Consider the following 17,708-nt stretch of genomic DNA (forward strand, 5'->3'; position numbering starts at 1 on the left):
AAATTCTAGGTTTGATTTCTCCAATAAAGGCAATATACAACAATAAGTGAGTTTTTGAGGAGGAAATCAAATGACAGATGGTCAATTAGATCAATTAAAAAAACAATTAGAAGAACAAGCGGCATCTTTAGAAGAACGCGTTGAACAAACAGAAGAATATGAGTCAACAGAGCTTTCAAATTATGACAATCATCCAGGTGATAATGCAACAGAGCTATATGACCAAGAGCGTGATTTAGCGATGGCGCAGTTTAAAGAAGGCGAACTGGAAAAAACAAAAGCAGCACTGGCTGCAATTGAAGACGGTACTTACGGAAAATGTGCAGTTTGCGGTAAGGATATTCCGTTCGAGCGCTTAGAGGCATTGCCAACAGCGCTTACGTGCATCGATCACGCAGACCAAGAGCCTGATTTGGAAAGCCGCCCATCGGAAGAGGATGTACTGCAAGCCTCTACAAAACAGCCCGTTGAAAAAGAAGACGGTGCTATACGAGATTACGAAGATAGCTTTGAAGATGTTGAAGATTTCGGCTCATCAGATACGCCGCAAGATCAGCCAAATGAAGACCCACAGAAATTTTTCAAAGACGAAAAGTAATAGCAATCCCCTCCTGCCTATAGGTATGGAGGGGTTTTAGATAATGTTCGTATTTCCCGGGAAATACGAACGGAGGAGAGTGCTAATGGATACGTTAGAAAAAGAAATTTATGTCTTAGAATGCAGTCATTTAAAGCCGGATGTTCGGGTGTCAGCCCAAAAACTTGCTAAAGTGTTGGATGATGAATTTTTTGAATTTGGTAGTTCTGGTGGCGTCATCAAACGTTCAAATTATAATGGCGATCATGCGTTAAATCCAGACCCAATGGAGATTAAGTTCTTTACTATGCATCCATTAGGGCCGGAAGCTGTGTTGACGACTTATCAAGTACATAATCATAAAACAGGAAGGCTGACGAATCGGAGTTCAGTGTGGAAGAAAAGGCAAAATGGATGGAAGTTGTTTTTTCATCAAGGAACCGTTTCAAACAGCGAGGTGTTTGAATAAGCGGTGAATAGGCTATTCACATAACAGTACTATTTATTGGTGAAGGAGGAAACGATATGGAACATGCCATCGTATTATTTGATGGAGATTGCAATTTTTGTGATTCGAGCGTTCAATTTATCATAAACCATGATTCGGCGGGTTATTATCAATTTGCATCACTGCAAAGTGAAATTGGCCAAGAACTCTCTAAAAAGCACAATGTACCGGATGATGTAGACAGCTTAGTATTGATAGAAGATGGTCAAGCCTATGTAAAATCTGAAGGTGCCTTAATGATTTCACACCATTTAACAGGTCTTTGGAAATTAGCGCATTATTTGAAGCCTTTTCCTCGTGCACTGCGAGACGGGGCATATGATGTCATCGCTAAAAACCGTTATAAAGTGTTTGGGAAATTAGACAGTTGCATGTTGCCACCGCCCCACATACGCAAACGATTTTTAGATAAGTAAATGCAAAAACCCGAATCTGGAAGTGCACCAGTTCGGGTTTTTTTGTAACTATTTTAAAACTAATAAAAGTTAGATAGTCGCCAATACTTATTGGCGGTTGGCCCAGCCATAAAAGTAAGACCTTCACTTTCAGATTGATGAATTTCTGTCCATTGATGATCTTCCCCGTACTTTAAATAAACTTCATGATTTGGTGATTGATCATGCATGCCCATAATAGTGTAGGTGCCATCACGGTAAAAATCAGCCGAAAGATTATAGTCGATATTCGGTGAAGTGGTGAGTGGATTTCCTACGCAATGTGTTAGCGCGACAGAAATTTTCTGGTCGGACTCGACAGTTTTTGTTAACTCAATTTTTTCCGCTGAAGCAACGTCTGATTTGCTGAATTTTTTAAGCCAATTGTAACCAATCGTCGGACCCACTTGTTTGTCCCAAGATAGTGGGGGCTCGTTGTCATTAAACGACACTGTGAAATTCACATGAGTTCGGTACTCGAGTGAATCGGGGTCAAATGCTCGATCATCGCCTTTGAAATAATGAAAAGGAGAGAGCAGGTTTGGATTTTTCAACAAAGTATCCGGTAAAAAAGTATTATAGCGGAAATGCCATACAGGTTGAATCTCTTTTGTATTTTGATCAGCTAAAAGTGAGTGCAAAGGAGCTAGTTTTTGTGTAATCCAAAAATCTTCCATTGCTGCTTTTTCTTTAGAAGAGTTATGTTGCAATGCACCAAAAAGCTTATGCAACGACAAGTTTTGTTTGCTAAACTTTCTGCCTGCCCGTGAAACGGGACGTTTGCCACGAATCCAGTACGTGCATGGTTGCTCGTTTGGAACTCCGTAATCTGTATACTGATTTTTTTCAACGGACTCAATAAATTGACCATTGCGGTAAATATCAAATGCAGTAATGCCTTCAATTTTCCCCCATGCTAAAGAGATCCGACTATCGGAAACAATTGTCGTCAAAACGATTTCTGCTAAAAGGTTTTCACTATTTGTTTTCCTATTTTCTGTACCGGTTTGCAACTTAATTTTATCTGTCCAATTGCCTGAAGAATCCAGACGTTCAAGGGTATACGTGTATAACTCACCTTCATCAACTTCTTCATCTTTAAGAAGGTTTTGGGTGCCAGTATAAATAATTTGCTCGTCTCGTTTGACTCGGCAAACGTCTTCTGTAGCTGTCCATGTAAAGGAAATCATTGAATTGGATTGCTCCAAAAGAAGTATATCTAACACAGTCATTTCCACACCTCCCGTTTCTACTGTTAGAGATATACCCTTTTGCACAGAAAAATGAACATCCTTTTGCAAGATTAATAAATCGTGAGAAATTTAAAAAAGCTCTTTTCAAAGCTGACAATTAGGAAGTTAGAAATTTAACTGTATAATTAAAATAGTGAAAAAGAGAGTAGATAAAAGTGGAGGAATAGTAGTGGAAAATACGCATCAAATAAAACGTTTTGCTGATTTTGATGAAGCAGCTGCCTATATATTAGAATTGCTAGGAAAACATATTGATATTAGTACTTTGTTTATTGCTAAAAACGATGGAAAGACAAACAATATCATTAAGGCACGTAATACGAAAGCAAAGCTAGTAGAAGAAGGAAGTGCCATGCCTCTTCCTCAGTCCTACTGCAGTTTGAGTCTTAACCACGGTCCTAAACCTTTAGTGATCGAGGATTTATCCCGAAATGAGCTAACACAATCTATGGAGATTACTAAAAGTTTTGGCCAAGGAACGTTCGTTGGCGTACCGGTTTATTATAGTGATAATACGATTTATGGAACAATTTGTGGACTGGATGATCAGTTCTATAAGCTTACAGAAGAAGATCTGTCCACTTTTGAAACAATGTCGACATTATTAACTTACGTACTTGAGCTCGAAAAAGCAAATCAACAAATACAAACATTGACTGCTCCTATTGTTCCTGTTGCTAAGGGGATAGCTATCGTTCCTGTGATTGGCGATATTACAGCTTCTCGCGCACAAATGATTATCAAGCATGTACTTGAAAAATGTAGCGCTGAAACAATGGATCATTTGATTATTGATCTCTCTGGGGTTTTAGAAATCAATGCGGTAGTCGCAGAATATTTATTAAAACTAGTAAATATTTTAAAAGTGGTTGGTGTTACACCGGCAATTACAGGAATTCAACCTCTTATGGCCATAAAAGTTCCTCATTTTGCAGCTGAATTGAAAGACGTAATGATCGAAGTTAATGTAGAGGTAGCTTTAAAAAAGCTAGGGCTTATATTAGTAACAGAAGACATAAAAAAACCAGACTTTCGTTGAGAAAGTCTGGTTTTTTGTCAAATGTATAAAACGATTCAACCTTTTACTCTACTAGCTTTCTTTATCAAAAAAAACATGTTTGAGTTCCCAAGAGTCACCAATCTCCAACACACCAAACGAAAATTGTGCTTGTCGTCTTTTATCAGTGGGCGATCCTGGATTGAATAATGTGACACCGTCAACTTTTTTCATGACGGGTGTATGAGAATGTCCGAAGACAATAATATCAACATTATCACTAGCAAATGTATCATACGCATGTTGTTCAGTAGGTTTTTGGTTACTATCCCCATGAACAACACCAATTTTCAACTCACCAAATGTTAAAATCTTTGTACGTCCAAACTTATCTAGTATATCCCATGGATCAACGTTGCCAGTAACACCGTCGATTTCCGCATATGCAGCAAGTTCGTGATAAACGTCCATTGTTTGCCAATCCCCCGCATGGATAATGAAATCTGCTTTTTCACATGCTTCTATTAATTGTTTCGGCAGTTTTTTGGCGCGGAATGGAATGTGAGTATCTGAAACAATAACAATGTTCTTCATCTAAACGCCTCCAGTCTCTTTCTTTCACTTTACCAAATAAAATCCTCAAGGTCGAAATCTAACTCTAGTTTTTCGTCAGCAGTATAAAAGAGCTTAAGCCTGCAGTCTTGTGTGTGAAAAGACCTGTTATTTAGAAAAATAAAAACCGTATTTTTTGCAAAATATCAATAAAATATTGAAATCAGCTATTTTTCTGCAAGTTAAAAGTAGTTATGAAGGATTGAATTCATATAGTTCCAATTATATACTAGGAATAAGAATCTTTGGTTGATTCTTGGAAAAGAAGGGAGAGAGAGCATGAAGAAGTTTAAAGTTTTGTTATTTGCCTTATTTACTATTTTATTCTTAGGTTTTTCTCAAACCTCTGCTGAAGCACATTCTCCAAATTTGCATGTAGGTGTTTCTGGGGAAGATGTAAAAGAGCTTCAACTTAAATTGAAAAAACTAGGTTATTTCAATACAACTGCTACAGGCTATTATGGTCCCATCACGGAAAAAGCAGTTATCCAGTTTCAACGTGATTTTAATGTAGTGGATACAGGTTTTACCGGTCCATTAACACGTGGGAGACTTGCAGAAGTTGATATGATGGCTCATGTTGTCAATGGAGAAGCGCGAGGAGAAAGCTATACAGGACAAGTAGCAGTAGCGGCTGTCATTTTGAACCGTATCGAATCGTCTAAATTTCCAAACAGTACATACAATGTTATTTTTCAGCGTAATGCATTTACTGCAGTAAATGACGGACAATACAATTACGAGCCGAATGCTTCGGCTTATCAAGCTGTAAAAGCTGCTTTTAAAGGGTCAGACCCTTCTCTTGGAGCGACTTATTACTACAATCCAAGAGGCGTTACAGATACTTGGATTTTCTCACGTACAACAATTACAAAAATCGGCAAACATGTATTTGCAAAATAACTTCTTGAATCGTCCTGTTTTTAAAGGACGATTCTTTTAATACGTGAATAGTAGTAAGGAATAAGGTTATACTGAAACAGAATAAGGAAAGGTGGAATAATAATGACTGAAAATAATGCGCAGCAATTGCCGCCAAAAACATGTAGTATCGAAAGACTAGTAACGAATAAACAAGACGTGGAGAAAGTGTTACTCGGTAAGAAAGTAGCGACACGTCGAAATGGACGTTATGCAGATGTTGGAGAAATTATGGTACTTGAAGATAAAAAATTCATAGTAGATCGGGTGTACCAACAAACACTTGGGGAGTTAACGGATGAAATCGTAGCAGGAGAAGGTTATGCGACGGTTGAGGAATACAAACAAGCGATCTTGTCTACTCACGCGGGTATGCCTTGGTTGCCACAGATGACTGTTTGGGTTCACGAATTTCATTTAATGGAACAGTAAATACAAGATGTACACAATCATTTTGTTTGCTCATATCCTAAGTGCGGTTTTATCGATTGGACCGTTCTTTGTGCTCCTTCCTTTAGTCAAGCGAATGGAGACTGCCTCCGGCGATGTTCTTCTGTCACATATCATTACGTTTAAATCGGCAACACGTCTTGTCAAACATGCAGGTCATGTATTAGTGACAACAGGTGCTTTGTTGATTTGGCAAGGCCCATGGGGATGGGGAACTTCGTGGATAGTAGGCACTATAGGAGTCATGGTGGGATCTGTGTTTTTCTTAGCACGTGCATTTACCCCGACTCTTCGGAAATTTAATGATGAAAAATTTGACCATTTATCATTGGTTAAAAAGTTAAATCGTTCTTTATGGATTTATATCTTTTTATTATTGCTGATGATGTGGTTTATGGTAGATAAGCCAATGTTGTGGTAATAAATCGGACGGCTCTATAGAGTCGTCTTTTTTGTGTTAAAGAAAAGCTATCAACGCTCTTAGAGTTGACAAATGTCTCTGGATTTAATACGATGGGCACAACCTTTTTGTACGGATTACGGTAGCAGGTGTCGGGAGCGATGCCGCCGAATTCTAGTTGAGAAGAGCATAGCAGAGCTAAATCGATGAATAAGAAAAGTAGCGCAGGTGTACCTCTCAAAGAGAGCCAGTGGCAGGTGGAAACTGGTGGGGTATCTGAGTGAATGGGCTTATGAGTGATTCTTTGAACCGCAAGTAGAAGAATCCGTTCCCCCACGTTATCAGGGATAGAGTAAAAGCTGTAATAGCTTTAACATGAGGTGGTACCACGGTCAATCCGTCCTCTGTAAGGAACATGTCTGTTTCTTGCAGGGGACTTTTTTGTTTTTTAATAGGTGCGGAAAAATACGGTATTCGTAGCATTTTTCAGAAATGGAGATGAGTTGAGATGAGTAAAAAGATGAAGACGAGAAAAATTGATGGAGATTCGTTAACACCCATCGCGGTGTTTAATCGATTAGCAGGAGAGCGCAAATTTCTACTTGAAAGTTCATTAAAGACTAGTATGACAGGTCGTTATTCTTTTATTGGCGCGAACCCAACGGCCGGTTATATCGGCCATGGCCATCAATTGCGAGAAATAGATTTCCGGACCGGTACGGAAACCATACATGAAGGAAAACCGTTAGAACTCATCAAGAAGTTAATGCCGCGGTATGATGCAGAAGTAGAGGGACTTCCCTTTACGGGTGGAGCTCTTGGCTATATTGGGTATGATGCGATTCAGGTTTACGAACCAATTAAAGCACCAAAAGTAGATAGTCTTCAAATGCCGGATATTCATCTGCAAATTTACGAAACAATTGTCGTATTTGATCATGTAAAAAATGATGTCACCATTTTGTCGTTTGAAGACAAATTAGATGAAATTGAACAGCAATTAGCAATTCCTGAAAAGTCAGCGGTAACCGATCAACAATCACTCCAATTCCATTCCAAAACAAGTGATGCCTTTTTCCGCAACCAAGTAGAGCAAGCAAAAGACCACATCCGTAAAGGTGATGTGTTCCAATTGGTCTTGTCTCAGCGTTTATCTGCTAGTTATAAAGGAGACGCATTTACTCTGTACCGTAAATTGCGCAAGCAAAACCCATCGCCTTACCAATTTTTCATTGATTTTGATGGCTACGCAGTTGTCGGAGCTTCGCCAGAGAGTCTTTTGACGATACGTGATAATCATATGATAACCAATCCAATAGCTGGTACTCGTAAACGTGGAAAAACAGATAGTGAAGACAACCGTTTGGCAGAAGAACTAGCTGGCGATGAAAAAGAACAAGCGGAACATAAAATGCTTGTCGATCTTAGTCGTAACGATGTGGGGCGAGTTGCACAAATTGGAACAGTAGAAGTGCCAAAGTATATGGTCATTGAGAAGTATCAACATGTCATGCACCTGGTGTCAGAAGTAACAGGAGAGCTCAATCAAAAAATGCATCCATTAGATGCGTTGGTATCGTGCTTACCTGCTGGAACGGTTTCGGGGGCACCTAAAGTTCGCGCCATGCAATTGATCCAAGAGTTTGAAGAAGAACGAAGAGGCGTATATGGGGGAGCCATTGGTTATTTAGGCTTTAATGGCAATCTTGACGTTGCACTAGCTATCCGGACTTTTGTTGTTAAAGATGATATGGTTCATGTTCAAGCAGGAGCGGGTATCGTGTTTGATTCGGACCCGCAAGCAGAATACGAAGAAACGCTTCATAAAGCACGTTCGCTTACGGAGGTGTTCGGATGATTTTACTAATCGATCATTATGACTCATTTACGTATAATATTTATCAAGCTATCGCGGCAATGGACGTCGAAGTCGAAGTGGTGCGTTACGGTGTTTTAACACTCGAAGAAATTAAAGAAAAAAACCCGCAAGCAATTATTCTTTCACCTGGACCTGGTCATCCAAGAGAGCTGCCAGAATCGATCGCGTTGATTCAACAGCTGCATAAATCTGTTCCAATTTTGGGTATTTGTCTGGGCCAACAATTAATTGGAGAAGCATTTGGTGGGAATATTGTTGAAGCGCCGTTTATTCGCCATGGCAAAGTATCAGATGTAACACATAGTCAGCAGGGGCTGTTTAAACACATGCCGTTGCCGTTGCCGGTCATGCGCTATCACTCATTGGTGTTAGAACCTGAAACATTAGCTGATTGTTTAGAAGTACAATCACGAGCACTTGATGACGATACGATTATGGCAGTGAAGCATAAAGAGTATCCAGTTTATGGTATCCAATTTCATCCGGAGTCGATCGGTACGCCAGATGGAGTCGAGTTAATGAGAGAATTTGTTGTACAAAGTTGTCAAGAAGCGACGAATCAGCGATAGAACATAAATATCCCTCAAGCCAAATAGGCTTGAGGGGTATTTTTTAAGATCGAATTAATGGCATTGTACAGCAACGAAAAGCGCCGCCCGATTTAATGATTTCAGAATAATCGACTTCGATAACGTTAAAACCGCGAGCGATCAAATGCTTATTCACTTGCACATTTTGTGGTTGGCTAAATACTTTTCGATCGCCAATCGACAACACATTTGTACCTAGTGCAAACTGTTCTTTCTCGTTAACGCGTATTAACGTATAGCGTTCGGCAAGCAGGCGAATCGTAGCTGCATCGAGTGCTTCAGGGAAAATTAAAGCCTCAGTTGGAGATAAAATATTGAACACACAATCTAAGTGTAAGTATTTTTCATTAAAAGAAACAGGGATGACTTCGAAATTAGGTAATTCAAGCTGCAAATCACGGATTGCTTGCTTAGAAGTCCGGCTACTGATTCCAACAAAGACGGTGTCGCGATCGATGATAACGTCGCCACCTTCAATGCGATGACCGGCTAGTCGCTTGAAACTGACGTGATGTGCTTCCATCCACTTCTGAAGTTCTTGTTCTTCGCCTTGTCGAACATCAGAAGCCATTTCACTAATGAATACCGTGTCACCGATGGTAAATCCAATGTCGCGTGTGAAAACTTGTTCTGGGTAATTTTCTGAAGGCTCGATTAAATCTGTCTGAACACCGTGAGAGATTAACGCCTGAACAAATTTATTGTGTTGATCAAGTGCTTTGTCGACATCAATATTTTCATCTTTGTATCTTTTTTGAACGTCATTGATGACGTCTTTGATCTCCATAAAGCGTGGAGGACATAACAAAACCCGTCGAAGCGGATCGTATTCACTTTGGCTATGAGCAGATAAACTTTCTTTTATTATTGAAGACATATGATTTCCTCCAAAGAACATAGTTGGTACTTCACTATTCCTTTTGATTGGAGAATTAAAACATTTTAAGTAACGCGACTAAATTTATTTTAAATAATAACAGGGCAATAAAAAAAGAAAGCCCGCGGGCTTTCTTTTTTTATTATTCTTGATCTTTATAAAACACTTTATCTACATTGTAGAGTGCTTTTTCTGCGTTGATCAAATACGTTTCGTAAATTTCTCGTTCCATTGGATCTTCAACAAAAGAAACCGTAATGCGGTAAACTTCGTCGCGGTGGTTTTTCAATGGTGATACCGAATCTTCGAAATGCTTTTTCACACGTTGGCGTAGCTTGCGGGCTTTTCCGACAAACAATAGCTCACCGCTATGGTTAAAGAATTGGATGATGCCGCCTTTATCGCGTGGAATATCGTGCAAATCGATAAAGCCGAATAATGGTTTGATGACAGCTTCGTCACCTGTAATTTCTTGTTTGCGCTGTGTAATCGTCACATCAGCTTTTGGTGGTTGAATATTAATCATGCTTATCACGTCCTCTAATTATCGTATTGCCTATTTTAACATAAAAAAGAGCGAAAATCCATTCGCTCTTTTATACTTTAGATTCGAGTCTTTCCTATAAGGAATTTAATTGGTCGCTTGCAGGTTGATCGCCTTGCAGCACTTCAAATACTTTGCGATAAGTGTTGTTGCGATCTAGTACATCTACTAGCACATGTGCAACATCGGCTCTTGGAATCGATCTTCCTTCCAATGAACTAAAGCCATCGAGAGAGACTTCAATCTTGCCAGATTTTTCTTCATCAGAAAGTGCACCTGGGCGGACAATTGTATAATCTAAATCAGTTGTTTTCAACAAATCATCAGCTGTGCGTTTAGCGACAAGATACGGTTTCATTGCTTCGCCACCGGCATCTGGATTGTCTGATCCGACTGATCCGAGTTGAACAAAGCGTTTTACACCTTTTTCTTGTGCGTATTGAGCTGCTTTTACAGAACCCCATAAATCAATGGTTAAAGTTTTGTCTGCGCCTGTTTTTGGCCCTGACCCTGCTGCGAAAATAACGGCATCTACGCCATCGTATGCGCCGCTAAAATCTTTTTCTAGATCTCCCAATACCACATTGGTAGCGCCTAGTTTTTTCATTTCATCTATTTGTTCTTCTTTACGAACCATTGCAGTTGCTTTGTGGTTTGTTTCAGCTAGTTCTTTGACAATGTTGCGGCCGACTTGACCGTTTGCTCCAATAACTAATACGTTCATTCGATTCCACTCCTTTTATTGTCTTCACTTTCTTTATGTTCCCTTTTAGTAGTAGAGTAAACGTTTTATTTCAACATGTAACTGTCCAAAAAGCGTGAGACAAGCTAGAATAGAAGAACGGAGGTGTTACAATGCAAATTACAGATTACGTATTTCACAAAATTAATGACCCAACAGGTATTATGGTGGGAGATCGCTATGAATTCTTGTTAAACGTCGAAGTGGACGAAGATGATGAACTATATACGGAAGGCGGCTTAGAGCTGCGCGTTATTATCGCTGCAGAAGAAGCTGGTACCCGCATCGCACATTATAACTTTATCGATAAGCAAACAAGAGGCGCACTTGAATTTGGACTTGAAGATGAGGAAGAAGAAGAAATCCTTGCTTACTGTTCAGAAAAATTAGCTTAACAAAAAACATCCTGCTCAATACGAGCAGGATGTTTTCGTTTATATTTGAACATCAATTTCATTAAATGCCGCGTCTTGTGTTTTTTGATCTTCTAAAGATTGGCGGATTGTTGGTTCCATTTCTTCCATTAATCTGTCTGTTTAACAGTTAACCACATTATTTTATCCGATACAAATACTGTGTATGTTTGTGCAAATAATGTTGCAATTCTGTATAATGGGAGTGGGAAGAAGCTAGATACATTTATACTTGGAATAACGTAAAGACAATTGGATTTGAAATGTTTTATGACAATGGTATGATTATAAAAATACATAGATAAAAATACATTTTTTATACTTTTGGAGGAATCCCTATGACAAGCTCAAGCAAAATTACAGCACGTAAAACCTTGGAGAAAATCCAACCTTACTCACCTGGAAAACCAATTTGGGAAGTGCAAAAAGAATTAGGATTAGACCGTGTTGTTAAGTTGGCGTCTAACGAAAATCCGTTAGGACCTTCACCTAAAGCAGTAGCCGCCATCCAAAATGGATTAGCAGAGTTAAACCGTTATCCTGATGCGGATGCTAGCGCATTAAAGAAAGCGATAGCGGAAAAATATCAAGTAACGCCAAAACAAATTATTACCACAAATGGTGCGGATGAATTGATCACGTTAATCTCTGAGGCTTTTCTAGAAGCAGGAGATGAAGTCATCGTTCCATCACCATCGTTTAGTGAATACGATTTTGGCGCACATATCATGGGTGCTACAGTTGTACCCGTTAAATTTAAAGAAGACTTTGAGTATGATGTAGACGCATTAATTTCTGCAGTTACAGAGAAAACTAAAATTATCTATATTTGTACGCCGAACAATCCAACAGGTACGTATATGCCGAAATCAGATTTGGATAAATTGGTAGAATCAATTGGTGATGTATTAGTAGTGATTGATGCAGCATATGATCATTTCGCAGATGCAGCAGATTACACAAATGGTGTTGAATACGTTAATGCCGGGTACCCGGTTGTCACATTAGAAACTTTTTCGAAAATATACGGTATTGCTGGCGTACGCGTAGGTTTCGGAATTGCTCCTGAATCGATTATCCAATCGATTTTGAAAGTAAAAGAGCCTTTTAACGTCAATACATTAGCGCAAACTGCAGCAGTTGCAGCTATTGGCGATACGGAGCACGTAGAAACTTCTCAAGAAACCAATAAAGCGGGTCGTCAACAATTATATAAAGCTTTTGACGAGCTAGAATTGCCGTATATTGAAAGTATGGCCAATTTTGTATTGGTGCAAATAGGTGAAGATGGTGAAAACCTATACAAACAACTAATGGCAAAAGGTGTTATCGTCCGTCACGGAAAGATTTGGGGATTACCTGATTACGTGCGTGTTTCCGTTGGGACAGGAGAAGAAAACCAATTCTTCATTGATGCGTTAACGAGCTTATTAGTTAAACAAGCATAAAGAAAAAAAAGCTTCCGTAATGGGAAGCTTTTTTTGTGCTTACTATTACATTACGTCATTCTTGGTGAATCGCATAGTGGGTTCACGAACGCTTAACGAATTTATGAAACAGTACGTATTGGATGAAAAATAACGCAAAAGTGGTTAAGCAAAGATTAATGTAATACCAGATACCTTCCCCAAAAAAGTCTAACGGAGAAGTAGTTGTAGGACGCTGCATTAGAAAAAGAAAATTAGAATCAGTCCATGGATTGATAAAAAAGCCAACCAAAGCAGCGTAAACAAGAAGTAAACTATAGACTCCGAAAAAAGAGCGAATCGTAATAACTTGTGGTCGACTTAAAGCAAGAAACAGACAAGCCCATGTTATAGCCATATGGTGAATAAAGAATTTCCAGAAACGAAAATGTTGATAATCATAAGGCAATTCAGGAGTGAATAGCGCTAAAAAAGCAGGTAGTATGCCGATGAAAAAAGCAAGTTGAATCCAGAAAGGGCGCATAGTTATTAACCCAATTATGGAAACCACAGAAGCGACCCCGCATAAATGAAAAGGCATTTGGTTATGGAAGCGCCACACGTCATTAACGATCGCCCAATAATGAAAAGAGAATTCCGATAGGACGAGTAAAGCTAATAGGATCCAGCGTAACCAATTCCTCCCTTTGCTACTATCTCTCAACTTATTTTTAAACAAAAAAAGAAGAATAGTTCCGATAAGAGCAATAGTGAGTACGATTAAATGACTCGTAGAAAAAAGATTAAAATAATGAGTAGATGTCGCACCAAACCAGCTTTCCATAACACCTCTCCTTTATCCAGAAGATATTGTGAGAATAGTTTAACATTAATAGTGTGTTTAAGTTACTTGAAGATATTTATTTTTACATAGACATTTAGTAGTCTTATATATGCCTATACACAATAGTCACTAGTGTGGTTTTATTACTTTAAACACTGTAGAAGCGGACTTTGTCTTATAGCCTCTATAAACAGATGTTTTGCTTTAAGTATGCTTTTTACGATAAACTGCTTTAAAAGTTCTTTAGGAGGAATGCCAACGTGGATCACTTAAAGTTATTGTCATCCATCACTTACATTGACACAGAGCGTTCCATTGAGGCTGGTGAAATGAAGGTTGTTGAAACTGAACGCAATATAGATTTATATAAAGATACATTGATAACACCAGGTACACAATTTCATGTTGAAAATGTATGGGATATCTCTTACAAATCTTTTTCTTCAGAAGCCAGATTGCTGTATCTTCATACGCACCGTGGTGTATTGACCTATATGATCTACACGGATCCAGATAAATTTGTAAAAACGTTTAAAAAATTGAAAAACGAGAATTACTAAAGAAGATAGGTTTTTCCTGTCTTCTTTTTTGACTTTATAGAGCTGCATGGGAAGCGTGGATGCAATTTATAGGAAAGGAGAAAAGAACATGGAGAACACCATCGATATTGCAAATCAATGGATTGCAAGAGTTAACGATAAAGACATTAAAGCCGTGCTAGAAGTTTCAGATCCTCATATTGAATTGGTCGGACCAAGAGGTGTCGCAGAAGGCCATGATATTTTGCAGAAGTGGATTGAACAGTCGGGCATTCATATGGAGACTCAAGATTATTACGCTAAAGATGAAGAAGTGATTTGCGTTCAAAAAGCCACATGGGAAAACCAAAGTGGTCATGTGACGATATATACGTATATGCAAATAAGAAATAAGAAAGTTCATCGCTTAGGGAGATACGATACATTGGATGATGCCTTCGGACAATGTCTGTTAAGTGAAGAGGATTTAGTTAAATAAAAAGAGGCTATTACCAAAGGTCAGTACAACTGATATTTGGTGATAGCTTTTTATTTCCAAGGAATTGAGACTTTTAGAGTGTTTCGACAATTTATATAAATTATCTGAAAAAACTATTGATTTATAAAATTATTTCAATTATACTTTCCTAAACAGCTTACTAAACCGGTTTAGTAATAGGAGGAAACATGAAGAAAATAACAATGCAAGATGTAGCGCTAAAAGCGGGTGTTTCCAAAAGCACTGTTTCCCAGTATATAAATAGCCGTTTTGAGTTTATGAGTGTGGCGACCAAACTTCGAGTTGAAGAAGCGATTAAGGAATTAGGTTATATTCCCAATCATATAGCTAAAAGCTTAAAACAGAAAAAAACGGGAACAATTGGTGTAATCGTAGCCAATATCCTTCATACATTTTCTACAGAAATTATTCGAGCAATCGAAGATGAATGCGAAAAAAATGGTTTCCACTTGTTTGTTTGTAACGCAGACGATCAACCAGCAAAAGAACGTTTGTATATCGATATGTTAGTGGCGAAACAAGTTGATGGATTAATCATTTTTCCAACAAACGGTAATAACGATTATTATAAACAATTAAAAACTGCAGAATTCCCGATTGTGTTTGTTGACCGAGTCATCAATGAGCCAATTTTCCCCACATTATTGCTAGACAATGAAAGCGCTTCACAGATTGCGGTGGATTTATTGGTGAAAAAAGGGCGAAGCAAAATCGGTTTAGTATCAACTTCTATTGCGGAAAACGTAACACCTCGTGTCGAGCGAATCAAAGGTTTTAGAAAGACCATAGCTTCGCATAGCTTGAGCATAAAAGAAGATTGGATTATAGCTGCGAAGCGGCAAGAGATTGGAAGTAAGCTTCAAGAGCTATGGGACTCTGGCAATCGGCCAGAAGCATTTTTTGCTACAAATGATTTAGCTTTAATTGAGTTATTAAAGTTTATCAAAAGCAATAACTTGGCCATTCCTGAAGATATCGGTGTAATAGCGATTGATGACTCACCGTTTCTAGAAATTGCCACAACCCCGATTTCAGTTATTAAGCAGCCAACTTTTGAAATAGGGCAAAATGCAGCCGAGACCTTGCTGCAACTAATTGTCAGTAAAGATTTCAAAAACCAATATGAAGAACGACGGTATCAGCCGATTTTGATAGAAAGAGAATCCATATAAAAAAGGGAGGTGAGATTTTGCTTAAAGAGTTTGGCGTATTAACAATTGGAGATGCCATGATTACGATGAATCCTATGACGACTGGACCACTAAAGTATGTAACGCAGTTTGAGCGTAAAGTCGGTGGTGCTGAGATGAATTTCGCGATTGGCTGTGCACGATTAGGGCTTACTAGCAAATGGATCAGTAGGTTGGGCAAAGATGAATTCGGGCAAGTTATTTATAATTTTGCTCGCGGAGAAGGCATTGATGTATCATCAGTCGGCTTTGTTGAAGGCGTTGCAACTTCAGTGAACTTTAAAGAAATCCATGCAAGTGGCTCGGGGAAAACCTATTATTACCGGAGTCCATCTCCTATCGAGTCGCTTACAGAAGAAGACATCACAGAAGAAATGTTCGACGGCATTCAAGTTGTTCATTTAACAGGGGTTTACTTAGCCCTCGGGGAACGAAACTTAACGATTGCTAAAAAAATACTAACGATAGCGAAACAAAAAGGAATTACGGTGTCTTTTGATCCGAATATTCGCTTGAAACTATGGAGTATTGAAAAAGCACGTACAGCTTATGAAACGATTTTTCCAGAAGTTGATATTTTATTAACTGGTTTAGATGAAATTCAAATGATTTCAGGCAAAGAAAGTTTGGACGAACTTGTAGCATACACTGCCAAGTTTGCTATACAAGATCTTGTCATTAAAGACGGAGAAAAAGGATCGAAACTGTATCGAAACGGACAATGGATTGCGGCACCCGGATTTTCGGTAACGCCTGTTGATACTGTCGGTGCTGGAGATGGATTTGACGCAGGATACATATATGGGGTTTTAAATCATTTTGATGAAGAAACCTTATTGCGTTTTGCAAACTGTGTAGGCGGACTTGTCACTACCGTCACGGGAGATAATGAAGGGCTGCCTTATTTAGCGGAAGTGGAAAACTTTCTTAACGGCAGCAAAGTGATTGAACGCTAACCTAAACATACTGAGAGTAGATTTTCTTGGAAAAGGAGGAACGCTGTGGCGACAGTAACTGTACCGTTTCAAGAAGTTCAAGAATTAATCGAAGAAAAGCTAAAAAGCGCTGGCGTTAGCTCAGCACATGCTGCTAAAGTTGCTGAAATTCTTATTCATGCAGATTTACGAGGTGTGAACTCGCATGGCGCACTTCGGACAGAGCATTACATGAAGCGTCTCAATGCAGGTGGGATCAATCCTAATCCGACTATTCTATTTAACCAAACCGGTCCAGCAACGGGTGTAGTCGATGGAGATGATGGGTTTGGTCATGTTGTAGCCGACTATGCGATAAAACATGCGATCGAAATGGCTAAGGAAAATGGGGTAGGCATGGTAACGGTGATGAACAGCAGTCATTGTGGAGCACTTAGTTATTTTGTAGAAACTGCGACAAAACATAAACTAATTGGCATAGCAATGACCCATACCGATAAAATTGTAGTTCCATTCGGAGGAAAAGAATCCTTCCTCGGTACAAACCCAATAGCTTATGGAATACCTGGAAAGCGTGAAAAGCCGTTTATTTTGGATATGGCTACTTCAAATGTTGCGTTAGGTAAAGTCCTTCAACATAAGGAAGAAGGCAAAGAAATTCCCAACGGATGGGGAGTCGATGAAACAGGTGCATCCGTCACCGATCCGGCAAAAGTAGTTTCTTTAACGCCGTTTGGTGGTCCGAAAGGTTCTGGCTTGTCTATGGTTATTGATATTTTTTCAGGACTGCTGGCAGGTATGGCGTTCGGTCCTCATATTACTCCAATGTACCAAGAATTCGAGAAAAAAAGAAAGTTGGGCCATTATTTCTGTATGGTTAATCCTTCTTACTTCACGAATACGGAAGTCTTTTTGGAGCAAGTCGACAAGATGATGAAGGAAATCCGAGAGGTGCCAGCTGCAGAAGGGTTTGAAAGCGTTCTCGTACCAGGGGAAATCGAACAAAGGAACGAAGAGCGTAATAGACAAGAAGGCGTTCAGATTGCTGCAACTACGTATGCGTATTTAAAAAATATTAAACACAAAAGGGGAGAATAG

General features: G+C 39.0%; 22 protein-coding genes and 1 other annotated feature. Of the genes, 16 read left to right on the forward strand and 6 right to left on the reverse strand.

Annotated elements, in window-relative coordinates:
- Positions 1–70 precede the first annotated feature (70 nt).
- From PLANO_RS00940 to PLANO_RS00950, 3 genes are all read left to right on the forward strand, one after another.
- Positions 71–598, forward strand: coding sequence for a TraR/DksA C4-type zinc finger protein (locus tag PLANO_RS00940; RefSeq protein WP_038702130.1), 528 nt, complete (start codon positions 71–73; stop codon positions 596–598).
- An 85-nt stretch (positions 599–683) separates the two neighbouring features.
- Positions 684–1,046 carry a nuclear transport factor 2 family protein gene (locus PLANO_RS00945; protein WP_038702132.1) on the forward strand — a complete coding sequence of 121 codons (363 nt, stop codon included), beginning with the start codon at positions 684–686 and terminating at the stop codon, positions 1,044–1,046.
- Positions 1,047–1,102: 56 nt separating this feature from the next.
- Complete coding sequence (locus tag PLANO_RS00950; protein WP_038702134.1) at positions 1,103–1,501, forward strand: thiol-disulfide oxidoreductase DCC family protein; 399 nt, start codon at positions 1,103–1,105, stop codon at positions 1,499–1,501.
- Positions 1,502–1,560: 59 nt separating this feature from the next.
- Here the strand turns inward: PLANO_RS00950 and PLANO_RS00955 are convergent, their stop codons facing one another.
- A complete protein-coding gene (locus tag PLANO_RS00955; protein WP_038702136.1) occupies positions 1,561–2,751 on the reverse strand; it encodes a DUF3238 domain-containing protein in 1,191 nt (396 codons plus the stop codon).
- Positions 2,752–2,941: 190 nt separating this feature from the next.
- Here PLANO_RS00955 and PLANO_RS00960 point away from each other — a divergent pair, with 190 nt between their 5' ends.
- Positions 2,942–3,811, forward strand: a complete 870-nt coding sequence (locus PLANO_RS00960; RefSeq protein ID WP_038702137.1) for an STAS domain-containing protein — start codon at positions 2,942–2,944, stop codon at positions 3,809–3,811.
- Positions 3,812–3,862: 51 nt separating this feature from the next.
- On the opposite strand, the gene PLANO_RS00965 is transcribed toward PLANO_RS00960, so the two are convergent.
- Positions 3,863–4,363: a metallophosphoesterase family protein gene (locus PLANO_RS00965; protein WP_038702139.1), complete on the reverse strand. Its 501-nt coding sequence runs from the start codon at positions 4,361–4,363 to the stop codon at positions 3,863–3,865.
- 297 nt (positions 4,364–4,660) lie between these two features.
- Here PLANO_RS00965 and PLANO_RS00970 point away from each other — a divergent pair, with 297 nt between their 5' ends.
- The 5 genes from PLANO_RS00970 to PLANO_RS00990 all read left to right on the forward strand — a co-directional run bounded on the left by PLANO_RS00970 (position 4,661) and on the right by PLANO_RS00990 (position 8,600).
- Positions 4,661–5,284, forward strand: a complete 624-nt coding sequence (locus tag PLANO_RS00970; protein WP_038702141.1) for a cell wall hydrolase — start codon at positions 4,661–4,663, stop codon at positions 5,282–5,284.
- 102 nt (positions 5,285–5,386) lie between these two features.
- Positions 5,387–5,734 carry an ASCH domain-containing protein gene (locus PLANO_RS00975; RefSeq protein WP_038702143.1) on the forward strand — a complete coding sequence of 116 codons (348 nt, stop codon included), beginning with the start codon at positions 5,387–5,389 and terminating at the stop codon, positions 5,732–5,734.
- 7 nt (positions 5,735–5,741) lie between these two features.
- Positions 5,742–6,173 carry a hypothetical protein gene (locus PLANO_RS00980; protein WP_038702145.1) on the forward strand — a complete coding sequence of 144 codons (432 nt, stop codon included), beginning with the start codon at positions 5,742–5,744 and terminating at the stop codon, positions 6,171–6,173.
- A 176-nt stretch (positions 6,174–6,349) separates the two neighbouring features.
- Positions 6,350–6,560: a binding site (T-box leader), on the forward strand.
- Positions 6,561–6,660: 100 nt separating this feature from the next.
- The gene (gene trpE, locus PLANO_RS00985) at positions 6,661–8,010 is read left to right on the forward strand and encodes an anthranilate synthase component I (RefSeq protein ID WP_038702147.1); all 1,350 of its coding nucleotides are present in this window, start codon (positions 6,661–6,663) and stop codon (positions 8,008–8,010) included.
- Positions 8,007–8,600, forward strand: coding sequence for an anthranilate synthase component II (locus PLANO_RS00990; protein WP_038702149.1), 594 nt, complete (start codon positions 8,007–8,009; stop codon positions 8,598–8,600). The genes trpE and PLANO_RS00990 overlap by 4 nt, the downstream gene beginning before the upstream one ends.
- Before the next feature lie 43 nt (positions 8,601–8,643).
- Here PLANO_RS00990 and PLANO_RS00995 read toward each other — a convergent pair whose 3' ends face one another.
- The 3 genes from PLANO_RS00995 to PLANO_RS01005 form a co-directional block, all read right to left on the reverse strand.
- Positions 8,644–9,498, reverse strand: coding sequence for a dimethylarginine dimethylaminohydrolase family protein (locus PLANO_RS00995; RefSeq protein ID WP_038702151.1), 855 nt, complete (start codon positions 9,496–9,498; stop codon positions 8,644–8,646).
- Between the two features lie 142 nt (positions 9,499–9,640).
- Positions 9,641–10,024: a nucleotide excision repair endonuclease gene (locus tag PLANO_RS01000; protein WP_038702153.1), complete on the reverse strand. Its 384-nt coding sequence runs from the start codon at positions 10,022–10,024 to the stop codon at positions 9,641–9,643.
- Between the two features lie 94 nt (positions 10,025–10,118).
- Entirely contained in the window at positions 10,119–10,766 is a 648-nt protein-coding gene (locus tag PLANO_RS01005; protein WP_038702155.1) for an SDR family oxidoreductase, read from the reverse strand.
- 131 nt (positions 10,767–10,897) lie between these two features.
- Between PLANO_RS01005 and PLANO_RS01010 the strand changes: the two genes are divergently transcribed.
- Together PLANO_RS01010 and hisC are read left to right on the forward strand one after the other, a co-directional pair.
- Positions 10,898–11,179: a DUF6509 family protein gene (locus tag PLANO_RS01010; RefSeq protein ID WP_038702157.1), complete on the forward strand. Its 282-nt coding sequence runs from the start codon at positions 10,898–10,900 to the stop codon at positions 11,177–11,179.
- A 356-nt stretch (positions 11,180–11,535) separates the two neighbouring features.
- Positions 11,536–12,645 (forward strand): histidinol-phosphate transaminase, encoded by a 1,110-nt coding sequence (gene hisC / locus PLANO_RS01015; protein WP_038702159.1) that lies wholly within the window; start codon positions 11,536–11,538, stop codon positions 12,643–12,645.
- Between the two features lie 82 nt (positions 12,646–12,727).
- Here hisC and PLANO_RS01020 read toward each other — a convergent pair whose 3' ends face one another.
- The gene (locus PLANO_RS01020; protein WP_038702161.1) at positions 12,728–13,447 is read right to left on the reverse strand and encodes a YwaF family protein; all 720 of its coding nucleotides are present in this window, start codon (positions 13,445–13,447) and stop codon (positions 12,728–12,730) included.
- 260 nt (positions 13,448–13,707) lie between these two features.
- On the opposite strand from PLANO_RS01020, the gene PLANO_RS01025 reads away from it, so the two are divergent.
- From PLANO_RS01025 to allD, 5 genes are all read left to right on the forward strand, one after another.
- The gene (locus PLANO_RS01025) at positions 13,708–14,007 is read left to right on the forward strand and encodes a hypothetical protein (RefSeq protein WP_038702163.1); all 300 of its coding nucleotides are present in this window, start codon (positions 13,708–13,710) and stop codon (positions 14,005–14,007) included.
- Positions 14,008–14,095: 88 nt separating this feature from the next.
- The gene (locus PLANO_RS01030; protein ID WP_038702165.1) at positions 14,096–14,464 is read left to right on the forward strand and encodes a hypothetical protein; all 369 of its coding nucleotides are present in this window, start codon (positions 14,096–14,098) and stop codon (positions 14,462–14,464) included.
- 188 nt (positions 14,465–14,652) lie between these two features.
- Positions 14,653–15,657, forward strand: a complete 1,005-nt coding sequence (locus PLANO_RS01035) for a LacI family DNA-binding transcriptional regulator (protein ID WP_038702167.1) — start codon at positions 14,653–14,655, stop codon at positions 15,655–15,657.
- 56 nt (positions 15,658–15,713) lie between these two features.
- Complete coding sequence (locus PLANO_RS01040) at positions 15,714–16,631, forward strand: sugar kinase (protein ID WP_052124352.1); 918 nt, start codon at positions 15,714–15,716, stop codon at positions 16,629–16,631.
- A 45-nt stretch (positions 16,632–16,676) separates the two neighbouring features.
- Complete coding sequence (gene allD / locus PLANO_RS01045; protein WP_038702172.1) at positions 16,677–17,708, forward strand: ureidoglycolate dehydrogenase; 1,032 nt, start codon at positions 16,677–16,679, stop codon at positions 17,706–17,708.

Source organism: Planococcus sp. PAMC 21323 (genome assembly GCF_000785555.1).
Lineage (GTDB): Bacteria > Bacillota > Bacilli > Bacillales_A > Planococcaceae > Planococcus.

Bases quoted from the DNA above. Each gene is read 5' to 3' on its own strand.
- hisC (WP_038702159.1), top strand. From the start codon at position 11,536: ATGACAAGCTCAAGCAAAATTACAGCACGTAAAACCTTGGAGAAAATC.
- PLANO_RS01010 (WP_038702157.1), top strand. From the start codon at position 10,898: ATGCAAATTACAGATTACGTATTTCACAAAATTAATGACCCAACAGGT.
- PLANO_RS01030 (WP_038702165.1), top strand. From the start codon at position 14,096: ATGGAGAACACCATCGATATTGCAAATCAATGGATTGCAAGAGTTAAC.
- PLANO_RS01035 (WP_038702167.1), top strand. From the start codon at position 14,653: ATGAAGAAAATAACAATGCAAGATGTAGCGCTAAAAGCGGGTGTTTCC.
- PLANO_RS00970 (WP_038702141.1), top strand. From the start codon at position 4,661: ATGAAGAAGTTTAAAGTTTTGTTATTTGCCTTATTTACTATTTTATTC.
- PLANO_RS00995 (WP_038702151.1), bottom strand. From the start codon at position 9,498: ATGTCTTCAATAATAAAAGAAAGTTTATCTGCTCATAGCCAAAGTGAA.
- PLANO_RS00990 (WP_038702149.1), top strand. From the start codon at position 8,007: ATGATTTTACTAATCGATCATTATGACTCATTTACGTATAATATTTAT.
- PLANO_RS01005 (WP_038702155.1), bottom strand. From the start codon at position 10,766: ATGAACGTATTAGTTATTGGAGCAAACGGTCAAGTCGGCCGCAACATT.
- PLANO_RS00950 (WP_038702134.1), top strand. From the start codon at position 1,103: ATGGAACATGCCATCGTATTATTTGATGGAGATTGCAATTTTTGTGAT.
- PLANO_RS00965 (WP_038702139.1), bottom strand. From the start codon at position 4,363: ATGAAGAACATTGTTATTGTTTCAGATACTCACATTCCATTCCGCGCC.
- PLANO_RS01020 (WP_038702161.1), bottom strand. From the start codon at position 13,447: ATGGAAAGCTGGTTTGGTGCGACATCTACTCATTATTTTAATCTTTTT.
- PLANO_RS00975 (WP_038702143.1), top strand. From the start codon at position 5,387: ATGACTGAAAATAATGCGCAGCAATTGCCGCCAAAAACATGTAGTATC.
- trpE (WP_038702147.1), top strand. From the start codon at position 6,661: ATGAGTAAAAAGATGAAGACGAGAAAAATTGATGGAGATTCGTTAACA.
- PLANO_RS00980 (WP_038702145.1), top strand. From the start codon at position 5,742: ATGTACACAATCATTTTGTTTGCTCATATCCTAAGTGCGGTTTTATCG.
- PLANO_RS01040 (WP_052124352.1), top strand. From the start codon at position 15,714: ATGATTACGATGAATCCTATGACGACTGGACCACTAAAGTATGTAACG.
- PLANO_RS00955 (WP_038702136.1), bottom strand. From the start codon at position 2,751: ATGACTGTGTTAGATATACTTCTTTTGGAGCAATCCAATTCAATGATT.
- PLANO_RS01000 (WP_038702153.1), bottom strand. From the start codon at position 10,024: ATGATTAATATTCAACCACCAAAAGCTGATGTGACGATTACACAGCGC.
- PLANO_RS00945 (WP_038702132.1), top strand. From the start codon at position 684: ATGGATACGTTAGAAAAAGAAATTTATGTCTTAGAATGCAGTCATTTA.
- PLANO_RS00940 (WP_038702130.1), top strand. From the start codon at position 71: ATGACAGATGGTCAATTAGATCAATTAAAAAAACAATTAGAAGAACAA.